General features: G+C 51.6%; 17 protein-coding genes. 10 read left to right on the plus strand and 7 right to left on the minus strand.

The window, feature by feature from the left end:
• Positions 1 to 103: 103 nt before the first annotated feature.
• Positions 104 to 1,291: a cystathionine beta-lyase gene (gene metC, locus ACHHZ6_RS06930; RefSeq protein ID WP_182272632.1), complete on the minus strand. Its 1,188-nt coding sequence runs from the start codon at positions 1,289 to 1,291 to the stop codon at positions 104 to 106.
• A 251-nt stretch (positions 1,292 to 1,542) separates the two neighbouring features.
• Here metC and exbB point away from each other — a divergent pair, with 251 nt between their 5' ends.
• On the plus strand, positions 1,543 to 2,274 hold the full coding sequence (gene exbB / locus ACHHZ6_RS06935) for a tol-pal system-associated acyl-CoA thioesterase (protein ID WP_182272631.1): 732 nt from the start codon (positions 1,543 to 1,545) through the stop codon (positions 2,272 to 2,274).
• Between the two features lie 6 nt (positions 2,275 to 2,280).
• A complete protein-coding gene (gene exbD, locus ACHHZ6_RS06940) occupies positions 2,281 to 2,706 on the plus strand; it encodes a TonB system transport protein ExbD (protein ID WP_182272630.1) in 426 nt (141 codons plus the stop codon).
• A gap of 45 nt (positions 2,707 to 2,751) precedes the next feature.
• Here the strand turns inward: exbD and ACHHZ6_RS06945 are convergent, their stop codons facing one another.
• Together ACHHZ6_RS06945 and ACHHZ6_RS06950 are read right to left on the minus strand one after the other, a co-directional pair.
• A complete protein-coding gene (locus ACHHZ6_RS06945) occupies positions 2,752 to 3,183 on the minus strand; it encodes a cytoplasmic protein (protein WP_182918951.1) in 432 nt (143 codons plus the stop codon).
• 1 nt (position 3,184) lies between these two features.
• The gene (locus ACHHZ6_RS06950) at positions 3,185 to 3,589 is read right to left on the minus strand and encodes a hypothetical protein (protein WP_182272628.1); all 405 of its coding nucleotides are present in this window, start codon (positions 3,587 to 3,589) and stop codon (positions 3,185 to 3,187) included.
• A 104-nt stretch (positions 3,590 to 3,693) separates the two neighbouring features.
• Between ACHHZ6_RS06950 and ACHHZ6_RS06955 the strand changes: the two genes are divergently transcribed.
• Both ACHHZ6_RS06955 and ACHHZ6_RS06960 read left to right on the plus strand, forming a co-directional pair.
• On the plus strand, positions 3,694 to 4,197 hold the full coding sequence (locus ACHHZ6_RS06955) for an ESA_00282 family adhesion-associated protein (RefSeq protein ID WP_182272627.1): 504 nt from the start codon (positions 3,694 to 3,696) through the stop codon (positions 4,195 to 4,197).
• Between the two features lie 81 nt (positions 4,198 to 4,278).
• On the plus strand, positions 4,279 to 4,767 hold the full coding sequence (locus ACHHZ6_RS06960) for a TIGR00645 family protein (RefSeq protein ID WP_182272626.1): 489 nt from the start codon (positions 4,279 to 4,281) through the stop codon (positions 4,765 to 4,767).
• Positions 4,768 to 4,819: 52 nt separating this feature from the next.
• On the opposite strand, the gene ACHHZ6_RS06965 is transcribed toward ACHHZ6_RS06960, so the two are convergent.
• Complete coding sequence (locus ACHHZ6_RS06965; RefSeq protein WP_395121978.1) at positions 4,820 to 5,860, minus strand: aldo/keto reductase; 1,041 nt, start codon at positions 5,858 to 5,860, stop codon at positions 4,820 to 4,822.
• Positions 5,861 to 6,078: 218 nt separating this feature from the next.
• Here ACHHZ6_RS06965 and ACHHZ6_RS06970 point away from each other — a divergent pair, with 218 nt between their 5' ends.
• Complete coding sequence (locus ACHHZ6_RS06970; protein ID WP_395121980.1) at positions 6,079 to 7,722, plus strand: methyl-accepting chemotaxis protein; 1,644 nt, start codon at positions 6,079 to 6,081, stop codon at positions 7,720 to 7,722.
• Between the two features lie 39 nt (positions 7,723 to 7,761).
• On the opposite strand, the gene ACHHZ6_RS06975 is transcribed toward ACHHZ6_RS06970, so the two are convergent.
• On the minus strand, positions 7,762 to 8,745 hold the full coding sequence (locus tag ACHHZ6_RS06975) for a sensor domain-containing diguanylate cyclase (protein ID WP_182918948.1): 984 nt from the start codon (positions 8,743 to 8,745) through the stop codon (positions 7,762 to 7,764).
• A gap of 345 nt (positions 8,746 to 9,090) precedes the next feature.
• Between ACHHZ6_RS06975 and ACHHZ6_RS06980 the strand changes: the two genes are divergently transcribed.
• Positions 9,091 to 9,363: a hypothetical protein gene (locus ACHHZ6_RS06980; protein ID WP_182272622.1), complete on the plus strand. Its 273-nt coding sequence runs from the start codon at positions 9,091 to 9,093 to the stop codon at positions 9,361 to 9,363.
• A gap of 87 nt (positions 9,364 to 9,450) precedes the next feature.
• On the opposite strand, the gene ACHHZ6_RS06985 is transcribed toward ACHHZ6_RS06980, so the two are convergent.
• Positions 9,451 to 9,783 carry a glycine zipper family protein gene (locus ACHHZ6_RS06985; RefSeq protein ID WP_182272621.1) on the minus strand — a complete coding sequence of 111 codons (333 nt, stop codon included), beginning with the start codon at positions 9,781 to 9,783 and terminating at the stop codon, positions 9,451 to 9,453.
• Between the two features lie 189 nt (positions 9,784 to 9,972).
• Entirely contained in the window at positions 9,973 to 10,839 is an 867-nt protein-coding gene (gene yghU, locus ACHHZ6_RS06990; protein ID WP_182272620.1) for a glutathione-dependent disulfide-bond oxidoreductase, read from the minus strand.
• Positions 10,840 to 11,021: 182 nt separating this feature from the next.
• Here yghU and gss point away from each other — a divergent pair, with 182 nt between their 5' ends.
• The 4 genes from gss to ACHHZ6_RS07010 all read left to right on the plus strand — a co-directional run bounded on the left by gss (position 11,022) and on the right by ACHHZ6_RS07010 (position 14,994).
• On the plus strand, positions 11,022 to 12,884 hold the full coding sequence (gene gss, locus ACHHZ6_RS06995; RefSeq protein ID WP_182918947.1) for a bifunctional glutathionylspermidine amidase/synthase: 1,863 nt from the start codon (positions 11,022 to 11,024) through the stop codon (positions 12,882 to 12,884).
• 162 nt (positions 12,885 to 13,046) lie between these two features.
• Entirely contained in the window at positions 13,047 to 13,280 is a 234-nt protein-coding gene (locus ACHHZ6_RS07000; RefSeq protein ID WP_182272618.1) for a helix-turn-helix domain-containing protein, read from the plus strand.
• Positions 13,273 to 13,839 carry a hypothetical protein gene (locus tag ACHHZ6_RS07005; RefSeq protein ID WP_395121983.1) on the plus strand — a complete coding sequence of 189 codons (567 nt, stop codon included), beginning with the start codon at positions 13,273 to 13,275 and terminating at the stop codon, positions 13,837 to 13,839. Before ACHHZ6_RS07000 ends, ACHHZ6_RS07005 begins: the two co-directional genes overlap by 8 nt.
• A gap of 3 nt (positions 13,840 to 13,842) precedes the next feature.
• The gene (locus ACHHZ6_RS07010; RefSeq protein ID WP_182272616.1) at positions 13,843 to 14,994 is read left to right on the plus strand and encodes a DNA cytosine methyltransferase; all 1,152 of its coding nucleotides are present in this window, start codon (positions 13,843 to 13,845) and stop codon (positions 14,992 to 14,994) included.
• The last annotated feature ends 100 nt before the right edge of the window (positions 14,995 to 15,094 follow it).

Below are 15,094 nucleotides of genomic sequence, written 5' to 3' on the forward strand. Positions count from 1 at the left end.
TCCCAATTATACTCGCTGGGTTTGATCGTGGGCGCAACTCATGCAGACTTTTCTGCTTGCAGTGTCCACAAAAGCGTCCAGGAGTACATTTTCAGCCAGCACTTTACACGATACGCTCAAATCCTGCCGACAAATCCGCAATTAAATCGTCCACATTTTCTAAACCAATATGCAGACGGATCAGTGTTCCGCTGAAATCCACTTCGCCACCCGGACGCAGGGCTGCGATCTGTTCTGGCTGGTTAGGCAAGATCAGGGATTCAAACCCGCCCCACGAGTAGGCCATGCTGAAGAGGGTAAAATTATCCAGATACTGGGCCAGCTCGTCATTATTCAGCCTTTTTTTAAGAACAAATGAGAACAGCCCGCTGCTACCTGTAAAGTCACGTTGCCAGAATTCATGGCCTTTGCTGCCCGGGAGCGCCGGATGGTTGACCCGTTCAACCTGAGGATGCTGTGCCAGCCACTCGGCCACCTTCAGGCTGCTTTCATGGTGCTGACGCAAACGCACACCCAAAGTACGAATACCGCGGCTGGTCATGTAGGCGGTATCGGCATCGACCATCTGACCCATCAGATAGGCATTTTCGCGCAGTTGATCCCAGCAGCGGGCGTTGGACACTGCCGTGCCAATCATGCCGTCGGAGTGACCAATCAGGTATTTCGTTGCCGCCTGAATAGAGATATCAATGTCGAATTCCAGCGCTTTAAACAGCACGCCCGCCGCCCAGGTGTTGTCGATCATGATGATTGCTTCCGGTGCCTTGCTGCGCACGGCTTTCACGATGGCAGGAACGTCATGCACTTCCATCGTGATAGAACCCGGGGATTCCAGGAATACGATGCGCGTGTTTGGCTGAATAAGTTCTGCGATACCCTCACCAATCAGCGGATCAAACCAGCTGGTCGTCACGCCGAGCTTGCTGAGGATTTTGGTACAGAAATCCTGACTTGGCTCATAGGCGGTGTTGGTCATCAGGATATGGTCACCCTGTTCGACAAACGCCAGAATGGTATTGGCCACCGCTGCTGCACCGCACGGGAACAAGGCGCAGCCCGCGCCACCTTCCAGCTCGCACATGGCTTCCTGCAATGAAAAATGGGTTAGCGTGCCACGACGGCCATAAAACAGCCCACCGCTGGCGCGGTTACGCGTGGCAATTTTCTTGTCCTCAACGGTATCAAACACCAGCGAGGAGGCGCGTTGAATCACGCTGTTGACCGATCCCAGTGTGTATTTTTTACTGCGCCCGGCCTGTACCAGCGTGGTATCAAGATGCTTCTTTGTCATGTTCGCTAACCCTGTTTTTATACGTCTGGACGTCCAGATTACCACGATTGTAACATTGTGCACCCGGATGCTTATCGAATAAGCAGAAAATTTTATGAATAATACGCATAAGCAATTTTTACTGCGTAAGCGCAATGAAAGTGAGCGTAAATGGCGGCAGCATGTAAATACTAATGAGAACCACTATCAATTCGATGGTGTTTTGATATCATTACGCTCAGATTTTGTGATTTGCGTCCTGGAGATACAGAGTGGGTAATAATTTGATGCAGGCGGATCTCTCCGTCTGGGGCATGTATCAGCATGCTGACATCGTGGTTAAGATTGTGATGATCGGCCTGATTCTGGCGTCCGTTGTCACCTGGGCTATTTTCTTCAGCAAGAGTGCCGAGCTTCTCGCGCAGAAGCGTCGCCTCAAGCGCGAGCAACAGCAGCTGGCCGAAGCCCGCTCTCTGGATCAGGCTTCTGATATAACCTCATCCTTCCACCCGAAAAGCCTGACCACTCTGTTAGTTAACGAAGCGCAGAACGAGCTGGAACTTTCCGCAGGCAGTGAAGATAACGAAGGTATTAAAGATCGTACTGGTTTCCGTCTGGAACGTCGCGTTGCAGCCGTGGGTCGTCACATGGGCCGTGGTAATGGTTATCTGGCAACTATCGGTGCGATTTCTCCGTTTATCGGCTTGTTTGGTACGGTCTGGGGCATCATGAACAGCTTTATCGGCATTGCGCAGACTCAAACGACAAACCTGGCCGTGGTGGCACCGGGTATCGCCGAAGCGCTACTGGCGACGGCTATCGGTCTGGTTGCGGCAATTCCGGCAGTGGTTATCTATAACATCTTCGCGCGTATGATTGGTAGCTACAAGGCGACTCTCGGTGACGTCGCCGCGCAGGTTTTGCTGCTGCAAAGCCGTGATCTTGACCTGAATGCCAGCGCTGCTAAACCGGTACACGCTGCGTCCAAACTGCGCGCAGGTTAATCCACTATGGCAATGCGTCTTAATGAAGATCTGGACGATAACGGTGAAATGCATGAAATCAACGTGACGCCGTTTATCGACGTCATGCTGGTTCTGTTGATTATCTTCATGGTTGCTGCGCCGCTGGCGACGGTGGATGTGAAGGTGAATCTTCCCGCCTCCTCCAGCCAGCCGCAGCCGCGCCCGGAAAAGCCTGTCTATCTGTCGGTGAAAGCGGATAAATCCATGTTCCTGGGTAACGACCCGGTGACGGATGAATCGGTCATTCCGGCACTGGAGCAGCTTACCGGTGGTAAGAAAGACACCACCGTTTTCTTCCGCGCGGATAAAACCGTCGATTACGAAACCATGATGAAGGTAATGGACACGCTGCATCAGGCGGGGTATCTGAAGATTGGTCTGGTCGGTGAAGAGAGAGCGGCCGCGAAATAAAATGAAGAGCTGGCGAAAGTCAGCTTTTTTTTTGCACGTACTGAATTAGTTTTTTGTTTCTTCCCCGGCATGCGCATCTTCATTGAGCGCGACACAGGTGACATTTGACGTACGATACTCGCCGTCGGACAGTTTGCGCGTCAGGCGCAGGGTGGCGGTTTCTCTGGCGAGCAGATACTGATAATTGGCCTCCAGCCGCCCCAGGAGCTTCTCCTTCAGCTCCGGACGTTGTTCGATAATGGCATTAATCACTGCACCGTAAATCTCTTCCTTAACCTGTAAAGAATAAATTTCACGGCGGTTCTGCCACTTCAGGCGTACCAGCGTCGCAGGAATGGATATCAGGTCTTGCGTAATACGCGTCATCTCGGCGTTTTTTGTGTTTCTCAACGCATCGAGATTTTGCTCTAAGATAAACTCATCACTTTTTTTGTCATCTAAAGTCAAATATACGTTGTTATCGTTAACTTCTTTCACGTTAATCTTCCCCGAGGTCATAAAAAATGGGGCTGTTTTTTTCGCGAGTAATTAGATTAAGCCAAATTTCATTGCCCGCTTCATTTATTTCTTTGGTTTTTTCAGCCATTATTTGACTTAGTTTCTGGGCATCTATTTCACCTTCGGCCTGCAGGTCATCCAGCAGGTGTACAAAGGCTTCAATTTTTACAGCGCGAAATAAACGGTCTTTTATATGGCGATCATGCTCTTCCAGCAACATATTACGGGATTTCCCGGTACGGGAGACACCAATTAATATGTCGGGCTCAAAATCAGAGAGCTTTCTTTTTCCCTTAGTGAAATTAACCTCTTTTTCTGCTTCCGTCGGTTGCTGTTCCACAGGCGCAATGCGGTACTTAGCCGGAACGAGATTGTCGGGAAGCATTTTTTAATTTCCTTTAATTTCAACGGGGTGGGGTTGGTAAAGGCGTGAGATTCGTTGACAATAACATGAGGCAATTTTAAAATCAAAAAAAATGGAGCCTACCCATGAACAGTATTTTTTTTACGGTCATTACATTACTATTATTGACCGCTGGCGTTCTTTTATTGATGCAAGAGTTCAATAAAACAAAAGTGTCGAAAGACGCCAGTGAGCCCCCGCAACCTGAACTGATGACAAAAGAGGAAGGTGAAGACCATTTCTCCGTTTTGATGAACTCGGTGACGCCGGTTTGGTACTGGCGGGTGAACCATGAATATATCGATTTTCTGCACGCGACAATAAAGCGAATGAAGATGTCGGAAATTAATGACACGCCGGGTCTGTTTGAGGCGCAACGCCGCTGCAGCGACCTGAATTCTGCTGTCTATAAATATTATGACAATATCAAGAAGCGCTGTCTGAATGGTGAGAAAGTTTCGTATTCTGATTTAGACGTATTAAACCTGCGTCAATGTTTTCGTGAGTTCAGTCTGGAAGCCTACCCGGAGCTGGTGGTGCTGGTCTGGCCGGAGTACGCACGTCCAGAGGTAAACCCTGACGATGTGTAGGTGTTTTGTTGGTTAGTTGTTGCAAACAGTGAGCGTCGTTGAGATATACTGCGCGCTGGTTTCGTTTGCAGACAGGACACTATGGAACGCTTTTTTGAAAATGCAATGTACGCCTCACGCTGGCTATTGGCTCCCGTCTATTTTGGCCTTTCCCTGGCACTGGTCGCACTGTGCATTAAGTTCTTCCAGGAAATTTTTCACGTCTTGCCTGACATCTTTTCCATTGCCGAAGCGGATTTGATCCTGGTGCTGTTGTCGCTGGTGGACATGACGCTGGTGGGGGGATTACTGGTAATGGTGATGTTCTCTGGCTATGAGAACTTCGTCTCCCAGCTCGATATCTCTGAGCACAAAGAGAAGCTCAGCTGGCTGGGTAAAATGGATGCTTCGTCACTGAAAAATAAAGTGGCGGCTTCGATTGTGGCAATCTCTTCTATCCACTTGTTGCGCGTGTTTATGGATGCGAAGAATGTCCCGGATAATAAGCTGATGTGGTATGTGATTATCCATCTGACATTTGTGCTGTCGGCGTTTGCGATGGGGTATCTGGATAAGATCAGTAAGAAGTAAATACACACACCTTATTCCTCTCCCCACAGGGGAGAGGGTGAAAGGCCGCACCTTATTTATCCGACGACGCCTGCCACAAATTCAATTCGCCATCCGCAACATGCCGATCAATCCGTTCCAGCTCATCTTCGGTAAAGCGCAGGTTATCCAGCGCCTGAACATTCTCTTCCAGCTGTTCCGGCCGACTCGCACCAATCAGCACTGACGTCACGCGCTCATCTTTCAGCAGCCAGCTCAGCGCCATCTGCGCCATTGTCTGCCCACGGGCATGCGCCATCTCATTCAGCAGACGCAGGCTAGTGAGGTTATCTTCAGTCAGCATTTTTTCCGTCAGGCCGCGTACCTTCTTACCTTCGCGCTGCATACGCGAACCTTCAGGAATACCGTTCAGATATTTTCCGGTAAGCAATCCCTGAGCCAGTGGGGTAAACGCAATGCAGCCCGTACCGTTTGCTTCCAGCGCATCCAGCAGTCCGGTTTTGTCTACCCAGCGGTTTAGCAGGTTGTAGGACGGTTGGTGGATAAGCAGCGGAATCTTCCACTCCCGCAGCAGCTCAGCCATTGTTTGCGTGCGTTCCGTGGAGTAGGAGGAAATACCCACATACAGCGCTTTTCCGCTCTGCACGGCGTGCGCCAGCGCAGCGGCAGTCTCTTCCATCGGCGTGTTTTCATCCACGCGGTGGGAATAGAAAATATCAACATACTCCACGCCCATGCGCTTCAGGCTCTGGTCGAGACTGGCGAGCAGGTATTTGCGTGAACCACCTGAACCGTACGGCCCTGGCCACATATCGTAGCCCGCTTTGGTGGAGATAATCAGCTCGTCGCGATATGCGGCAAAATCTTCCCGCAGCAGACGGCCAAAATTCTCTTCTGCGCTACCCGCCGGTGGGCCGTAGTTATTGGCGAGGTCGAAATGGGTAATGCCGAGATCGAAGGCCTTACGCAGCAGCGCACGCTGGGCGTCGAGAGGCTGGACGTGACCAAAGCTATGCCACAAACCAAGCGACAGCGCAGGCAGGCGCAGGCCACTTTTTCCACAGTGGCGGTATTGCATATTCTCATAGCGGCCGGTGTAAGGGTGCCAGGACATGATGTCTCCTTTCTTGTCGATGAATTTTCGAAACAGCGTTTTCATTCTGTTCTTATCAAATCACATTTCATGGCGATAAGCGATGGCGTGCCTGGCTGCCACGATTTTCCGCAAAGCCAAAAATTATCACAAAAGGTTATATTTTCTTCGCTTCCTGCCGATAACGAGGGTAAGACTCGCCTCTGGGCGAATTAACCCTCACGGCAAGGAATGTTCTTATGCAGATGCTTCGTAATTTCACGATCCGCTTCGTCATGCTGACGATACTGGGGATCTTTTGTTTAATGTGGGCGGGCGTCGGCCTGTATAGCTCCTGGTCTCTGTCCCGGGTTTCCGATGGCAATGAGGTTGATCGTCAGTTGGTTCAGCAGATGACGGTGCTCAGCCAGGGTAACGATCAGTACTTCCGTTTCGTCACACGCCTGAGCCGTGCGATGGAAACCAAAGCCGCTGGCGGTACGCCAGACCTGGCTTCTGCTCAGCAGGCGCTGAACAACATGAGTAAAAAGCTTGAAGAGATGAAGGCTATCTCACCAGGCCCGATGGATGAACAGGTTTCCGCGCAGGTGATCAGTACCTGGCAGGCGTTGCTCGATCAGGGCATTACACCGCAGATGCAGCAGGCACAGCAGGCGTCGCTGGATGGCTATCGTCAGCAGGCCAATAACGTCACGCCGCCGCTGAGCCGTGCATTCGGAGCAGCAGCAGAGAGCTTTAACAAAGCCGCAGGTGACAGACTCGACAGCACCCGCGTGGTGGTGGACAGCCTGACCAACGTGACCCGCACGGTTATCATCACCGCCACCATCATCGGTCTGTTGATCCTGCTCTTCACCGACCGCTACCTGGTTGCGATGCTGGTGAAACCGCTGAATCGCATCCGCCATCAGTTCAGCCAGATTGCACAGGGCGATCTCAGCCATCCGATTGAATCGTTTGGCCGCAACTGCGTGGGACAATTGGTTCCTCTGCTCAGCGCCATGCAGGACAGCCTGCGTGAAGCGGTCAGCACCATCCGTTCCGGCAGTGAAAATATCTGGCGCGGTGCGACGGAGATCTCCAGCGGTAACAACGATCTTTCCTCCCGTACCGAAGAGCAGGCCGCCGCGCTGGAAGAGACCGCCGCCAGCATGGAGCAACTGACGGCCACGGTGAAGCTGAATGCGGAAAGTGCGCGTCAGGCCAGCCAGCTGGCGGATGTCGCCTCCACGACGGCCAGCCGTGGCGGCTCGCTGGTGGATGATGTGGTGACCACCATGAGCGGTATTTCCGATAGCTCCAGGAAAATTGCTGAAATTACCAACGTGATTAACAGCATCGCCTTCCAGACCAATATTCTGGCCCTCAACGCCGCGGTAGAAGCAGCGCGAGCGGGTGAACAGGGGCGTGGTTTCGCCGTAGTGGCAGGCGAGGTGCGTAACCTGGCAAGCCGCAGTGCAAACGCGGCAAAAGAGATCGAAGGGCTGATTGCTGATTCCGTTTCCCGCGTCGAGCAGGGGGCGAAGCTGGTGAACGACACGGGTACCACGATGGAGGCCATTCTGCGTGCTGTGACCGAAGTCACCACTATCATGAAGCAGATTGCATCTGCGTCGGAAGAGCAAAGCAAAGGCATTTCGCAGGTCGGCGTGGCCATCAGCCAGATGGACGGTGTCACCCAGCAAAACGCCTCGCTGGTGGAGCAAGTTTCCGCTGCGGCTTCTGCGCTGGAACGCCAGACGGAAGAGCTGCAACGCTCCGTGCAAAAATTCCGCCTCTCGGCTCAGGAACCCCAGAACGTGGTCACTGCCGCACCGCTTAAAACGCCTGCGCGCGCAGCCGATACCCGTGCAAGCACCCCTGACGACTGGGTTTCCTTCTGATTTTCTGTTCCCCGTAAGGCCGCCTTGTGCGGCCTTTTTTCACCTGTCCGTTCCCGTACGGGAAACCGAAATCAGCGTTGTCCCAATCGCCACACCGTTTTTACCGGTGTGTTTAATCTGGTACATCGACTGATCCGCACGCCGCAGTGCGTTCACAAAATCATCCTGCGGCTGCACTTCGTCGATCCCAATTGATGCCCCGACCTGTGCCTGACCGTTATCCAGCTCGAAGAGTTGCAGTGCTGCGCGCAGGCAGTTATGCGCCGTGCTGTTGATCAGCAAACTGGCGAGGGGAAAGGGGAGCAGTAAGACAAATTCATCTCCGCCCAGGCGTCCTACAATCGTCCCTTCCGGGCAGCCTGCGCGCAGGCGCTGGCTGAGCTGAATGAGCAGCTCATCGCCGCTGCGGTGGCCGAACGCATCATTAACCGCTTTAAAATCATCCAGGTCGATAAACGCGACGCAGAGCGGGCCGTGTTCTTTGAGCGTTGCGAAATGTTTGACTAAGGCATGGCGGTTGGCAAGGCCGGTGAGCGGATCGTGGTTGGCAAGCTGCGCGAGCTGTTCCTCGTACTGCTTCTCTTTAGTCATGTCGATGTGTGTGCCAGTGACTTTAAGCGGGTTGCCGTGCGCGTCCCATTCGCTGACGCGCCCGCGATCCAGCACCCAGGTGATAGTGCCGTTTTTATTCTGCATGCGGTGCAGCGCTTCGTAGAAAGGGGTTTTCCCCTGCAGGTGGTCATAGAACGCTTCCAGTACCTGCTGTTTATCGTCCTGGTGGAGATGTTCGCGCCAGACCTCAAACTGTGCGCTCAGCTCTTTTGGCTGATAGCCGAGCATTGATCCCCAGCGACGGTTATAAATAATCAGTTTTCCCGTCGGCACATCGAGCTGCCACAAACACAGACCTGTGCCGTCAAGCGCGGCATTGAGTTTACTGCGGGCGTCACGCGCCAGCCTGACAAGCCGGGCGTTATGCTTTTTCAGATTCTGGATCTGTTGTTTTAGCGCCTGTTCTGACATGTAAGGATTCTTCGGAAAAAAGAATGATTTTTGCCAGTTTACCCGAGCTTGTAAATATTGTGTTGAAAAAATAGGCTAATTTGCGTTAAGGGAAATATCGGCAGGGAGATCCAATATTGGCCGACGTTTGCACTGAATAACCTGTACTGAGAATTATACTGTATTGCCCGATTTACACAGGAAATTTTGTATTGTGCCTTATCCGGTCTGAATGATTATTTCCTTATTATAATGTAACAATAAATTTGGCATTTTCTGCACATTACAAATAATGAATATTAATCTGGGCTTAAGATTTCTTTGGCATGCTGATATTTCTTAGTTATCCCAGGAATAATACATTTTATGAAAAGTCTCTTTATTTTACTTGCTGCCCTGGCAGGGTTGGCTATGGCAAATTCTGCGCTGGCTCAGAGCGTTACCGTGGATGTTCCGAGCGGTTATAAAGTGGTGATTGTGCCGTCATCCACCACGGTTCCACAGGCGGTGAGCGTTGCGCCTGCACCGTCGCAGACCACCTATGTCGCACCTGCACCGGTTTATCACCCACGTGCGCGTCATGTTGCCAGCGTGGCGGAAGGTATGGTGATTGAACATCAGTATGACGATCACCATTAATTTTCTGTTCTGAAAGGGCGGAATATAGAGGGAAGGTGAAATACGGCTTACAGGCCGGGCGAACGCGGTGCCGCCCGGCACTATGTATTAGTGCGTTGCTTCGCCAATCAGCGCACCGGAACCTGCTCCGACAGCTGCGCCTTTCAGCACGCTTTTACCGGTAATTGCTGCCGCACCCGCACCCACGGCAGCACCCACGGCACCACCTTTACGCGCCGCTTTACCTTTGTCGCCGCTCTTGAACATTGCGCCAGTACCGGCACCCACGACGGCACCGCCAACGGTGGATTTCACGTCTTTGCCCACTGCCGCGCCAATGGCCGCACCTGCAATTGCGCCACCTGCGGTTTTATCAATCGCCATGCCTGAGGCAGAAAAAATTAATGTGCTGATGATCAGCGTAGTTTTAATCAATTTCATGACAGTTCCTTTGTAACTGCTGTAAGGGTTATATCCGGCTTCACTCAGGTCGAGATAAGCCTTCAGGATACTGCCAGCATTACTGTTCTGACCATTAGGCCAAACATGCCCTCAACGTCCATCGCTATGCCGCAAAAGCGTTCTGCGACGCTCGGTGGTTAACCGGGCGGAGAACCGCCCGGTGGGGGATTACGCCTGACGTTTGTCTTCGGTATGGGTATCGAAGTCGCTCGCCGCATGGCGTTCATGTAGCTGCTCGCTTAGCTCACCGTTGGTGCGGTTAACGATGCGCCCGCGCTTCACCGCAGGGCGGTGCGCTACGTCTTTGGCCCAGCGCTGTACGTTGGTGTACTTCTCTGCATCCAGAAACTCGGCGGCGTTATAGACACTGCCAAGCGCCACGCAGCCAAACCACGGCCAGATAGCCATATCGGCGATGGTATATTCCTCACCTGCCACGTAACGACTGCGTGCCAGTTGCTTATCCAGCACGTCGAACAGGCGTTTGGCTTCCATCGTAAAGCGGTCAATTGCGTACTCAATCTTCACCGGCGCATAGTTATAGAAGTGGCCGAATCCGCCGCCGAGGAAAGGCGCAGCGCCCTGCAACCAGAACAGCCAGTTCAGGGTTTCAGTACGGCCAGCCGGATCTTTGGGCAGGAAATGACCAAATTTTTCTGCCAGGTAAAGCAGAATACTGCCGGATTCAAACACGCGCGTTGGCGGGGTTGTGGAGTGGTCACGCAGTGCCGGTATTTTCGAGTTCGGGTTCACGTCCACAAAACCGCTGGAGAACTGATCGCCCTCGCCGATGCGGATCAACCATGCATCGTACTCCGCTCCCGTCACGCCCAGCGCCAGGAGCTCTTCAAGCATGATGGTCACTTTCTGGCCGTTCGGTGTACCCAGTGAATAGAGCTGCAGCGGGTGCGTGCCGACTGGCAGGACTTTCTCGTGTGTCGCGCCGGAGACTGGACGGTTGATATTGGCGAATGCGCCGCCGTTGTTCTTTTTCCACTCCCACACTTTCGGTGGCTGGTAAGTGTTGTCTGACATGTTGGCCTGCCTTTTTAGTGATGTGTTGAGGCAGTGTAGCAGGAGATAGATGAACCGTTTAACGATGCGAGCGTAATGGAAGGGGGCGGTGTATGATAACGCCACCTCTGTCTGGTTAATTGCAACGTGCAGACGACAACAACCTTTCAAAAAATTGCCGCCTGCCTTTTTAGGTTGGATACATGCGTAAAGGAAAGTTAAGCAGTGACGCACCGTTCGGGACGTTGTTAGGCTATGCGCCGGGTGGCGTGGCGATTTACTCTTCAGATTACGGCAGCCTTGATCCGCGTAGCTACCCGGAAGATGCAGATTTCCGAAGCTATATCGGCAACGAATACATGGGCCATAAATGGCAGTGTGTTGAGTTTGCGCGCCGTTTCCTGTTCCTCAACTATGGTTTTGTCTTTACCGACGTCGGCATGGCGTGGGAAATCTTCTCGCTGCGCTTTTTGCGTGAAGTGGTGAACGATAACATCCTGCCGTTACAGGCATTTGCCAATGGCTCAAAACGCGCACCGCGCGCCGGAGCACTGCTTATCTGGCAAAAGGGCGGCGAGTTCCACGAAACCGGCCACGTGGCGGTGATCACCCAGCTGTTGGGCGATAAAGTACGTATTGCGGAGCAGAACGTTATTCACTCACCGCTCCCGCTGGGGCAGCAGTGGACGCGTGAGCTGAAACTGAGCGTTGAGAACGGCTGTTACACAATCCATGACACCTTTAACGACACCGAAATTCTTGGCTGGATGCTTCAGACCGATGACGTTGAGCACAGCATTCCGCAGCCGGAAATCGACGGTGAATTGCTGAAAATTAGCGGTGCGCGGCTCAAAAACAGACGCCAGTTCGACGGGAAATGGCTCAACGAAGCTGATGCACTGCAGCAGGCTTACGTGCGCGCGAACGGTCATGTTATCAATAAAGATCCGTGCCAGTATTTCACCATTACGGAAAGCGCTGAGCAGGAGCTGATCAAAGCGACCAACGAACTGCACCTGATGTACCTGCACGCGACCGATAAGGTGCTGAAAGACGATAACTTACTGGCACTTTTCGACATCCCCAAAATCCTCTGGCCTCGCCTGCGCCTCTCCTGGCAATGGCGTCGCCACCATATGATCACCGGTCGTATGGATTTCTGTATGGATGAGCGCGGTATTAAGGTCTATGAGTACAACGCTGATTCCGCGTCCTGCCATACGGAGGGTGGGTTGATCCTTGAGGAGTGGGTGAAACACGGCTATCGCGGTACCGGGCACAACCCGGCGGAAGGTTTGCTGGAAGAACTTACCGGTGCGTGGAAACACAGCCATGCGCGTCCGTTTGTGCACATCATGCAGGACAACGATGTTGAAGAGGATTATCACGCGCTCTTCATTCAGCGTTCACTGATGCAGGCCGGATTTGAAACCAAAATTCTGCATGGGCTTAGCGCGCTAAGCTGGGATACAGCCGGGCAGTTGATCGATGATGAAGGTCGCCACGTCAACTGCGTGTGGAAAACCTGGGCGTGGGAGACGGCGATCGAGCAGATCCGCGAGGTAAGCGAAACGGAGTACGCTGCCGTACCGATCCGCACCGGACACCCCGAAGGTGACGTTCGTCTGATTGATGTGTTGCTGCGCCCGGAAGTGCTGGTATTCGAACCGCTGTGGACGGTGATCCCGGGCAACAAGGCGATTTTGCCGGTGTTGTGGCAACTCTTCCCGAACCACCGTTATCTGCTCGATACTGATTTTGACGTTAACGACCTGCTGAAGCAGACCGGTTATGCCGTCAAACCGATTGCCGGACGCTGCGGCAGCAATATTGATTTGATCAGCTCACAGGATGAACTGCTGGATAAATCCAGCGGCAAGTTTGTCGATCGCAAAAACATCTACCAGCAGCTGTGGTGCCTGCCGAACGTTGACGGTAAGTACATTCAGGTCTGTACCTTTACCGTTGGCGGTAACTACGGCGGCACCTGCCTGCGCGGGGATGATACGCTGGTGGTGAAGAAAGAGAGCGATATTGAACCGCTGATAGTGGTGAAGGATGAATAACCGTCACGGTTTTTAAACCGAGATCCGCAAGCGGCCCTTGCGGATTTTTTTATGGGAAAGTGACCTTCCTCCGCCATAATTTATGCGTGATGTGACTTATAGTCCGTGGACTCATAGTCATCAGGATATTGATCATGTCTCTCTGTTAAATGGGAGACGTAAATGTCAGAAGAGCTAATTTTAAAAGCCTTTGGTAAGAAAATGTACAGGTTAAGGATTGAGCTACAGTTAAGCCAGGAACAGGTGGCTGAGCGAGCTCAACTTGATCGGACATATGTTAGTTCTGTTGAGCGCGGACAGAGAAACATCAGCCTTCTGAACATATGCAAACTGGCTGCTGCGCTGGAAGTTTCACCAGAAAGTCTCCTGGCTAATCTGGGAGAATGCGATGAGTAATACGTTGGATAATGCCTTTGTTTTCTATTCTCGTCATATCTATGACGAAGAAAAAATCAATCTGTTGAAGTCACATAACCTAAAAGTTGCAGGGCATGTTCCCTCGGTTTTATGGGAGTTGTTTGGTTCAATTCTTACAGGGCGACGTGGTAATGGTGTTACGGGAGCTGACCTTCAGGGCTGGGAAGTAAAGTCGTCCGCGTTGAGGAGCGCTTACGAATATCAGTATCACCTGAATACGGGTGAAGCCAAGCTTTTGGAGGATTGCGAAGTCAATCATCTCTTTTGCTCCTATTCAACCGATTATCGCGATCTTGTCGTCAAAGCTATTCCTGGTAGCGCACTTAAAGAACCCTTTTTTGACGCCTGGCTGCCAGATTATCGGGCGAACTATGACCGAACTGTAGGTAGTGCTTCCAGACGTCAACGTTTCAGAAAATCGATATCATATGGCTTCGTGCAAGAGCATGGACGTACAATCCTTGAAGTTAGATCTGGTGAAATATACAGTAGAAATGATAGTCTTTTAGACGAATTCAACAGATTGGTGGCTAGCTGAAAAATGAGATTTGCGGAGTTTTTTGCTGGGGTGGGATTAGTGCGGGAAGGGCTTGAGGGCTCTGGTTGGCAATGTGTATGGGCCAACGATATTTCTGCCGATAAAATGAGCACTTATGTGGAAAACTATGGTGATGATCATTTCCATCTGGAAGACATCTGGAAGGTAGCGGCTGAACCTGAAAAACTTCTTCCAGAAGACGTTTTCCTTTATACGGTTTCATTCCCTTGTACCGACTTATCCGTGGCTGGAGCCAGAGCCGGGCTTGCAGGGGAAGAGTCAGGAACGCTTCACGCTGTTTTAAAGATTCTTGAGCAAAAAAAGCTTGCGAACGATTTACCCAAAATGGTCATGCTAGAGAATGTATCAGGCTTCTTGACGTCGCATGGCGGGAAAGATGTTGTTGAGACAGTCAAGGCATTGTCAGAGCTTGGGTTCGTCGTTGATATCATTGAACTGGACGCTGTTCTTTTCACTCCGCAGAGTCGGCCTCGTGTTTTTTTGATTGCAGTAATAGACACTATTGCAACGAAATTTATGCATGTAAAAAATGCTGGGGGCCTTTTCAATTCCTGGTGGCAGAAGTTTGATGAACAGCCAAAGCTCCGCTCAGCCAGACTGAAAAAGATCATCGCTTCTCATGAAGATTTACATTGGGGATTATTTGATATTCCTCTTCCTGAGCCAAGGACAACAACACTGGGTGATATCATTGAACATGATATCCCGGATGATTCTTCCTTATGGTGGTCAGATGATCGTAAACATCATTTGTTTGCTCAGATGAGCCCTGCTCATCAGACAAAGTTACAGGCAATGATGGATAACAAATTCTTCTCATACGGTACTGTATTCAGAAGAATGAGAGCAGGAGCCTCTATGGCTGAACTGCGAACTGACGGTATCGCTGGATGTTTAAGAACTCCCCGAGGGGGCTCCAGCAAACAGATATTGATACGAGCCGGGAACGGCGGATGGAACGGGCGATTGCTTACTCCCAGAGAATATGCTCGTCTACAGGGGGTACGTGATAGCTTTGTGTTACCAGATAATGCTAACAAGGGATATTTCGCAATGGGAGATGCCGTTTGTGTGCCAGCGATTGAGCATCTTTCAAAATATGCACTTACTCCTGCCTATGATTTTTCACGGTAAAATCAACATCCTGTCAAGACATTATTGGGGCAATGCAACGCCCCATTGGTGAGTACGTTCCGGTGTCGAAGAATCTGGCATCCGATAAAACCAGCTCCAC

Origin of the sequence: Enterobacter cloacae complex sp. 2024EL-00214, assembly GCF_043945575.1 — a bacterium.
GTDB lineage: Bacteria > Pseudomonadota > Gammaproteobacteria > Enterobacterales > Enterobacteriaceae > Enterobacter > Enterobacter cloacae_P.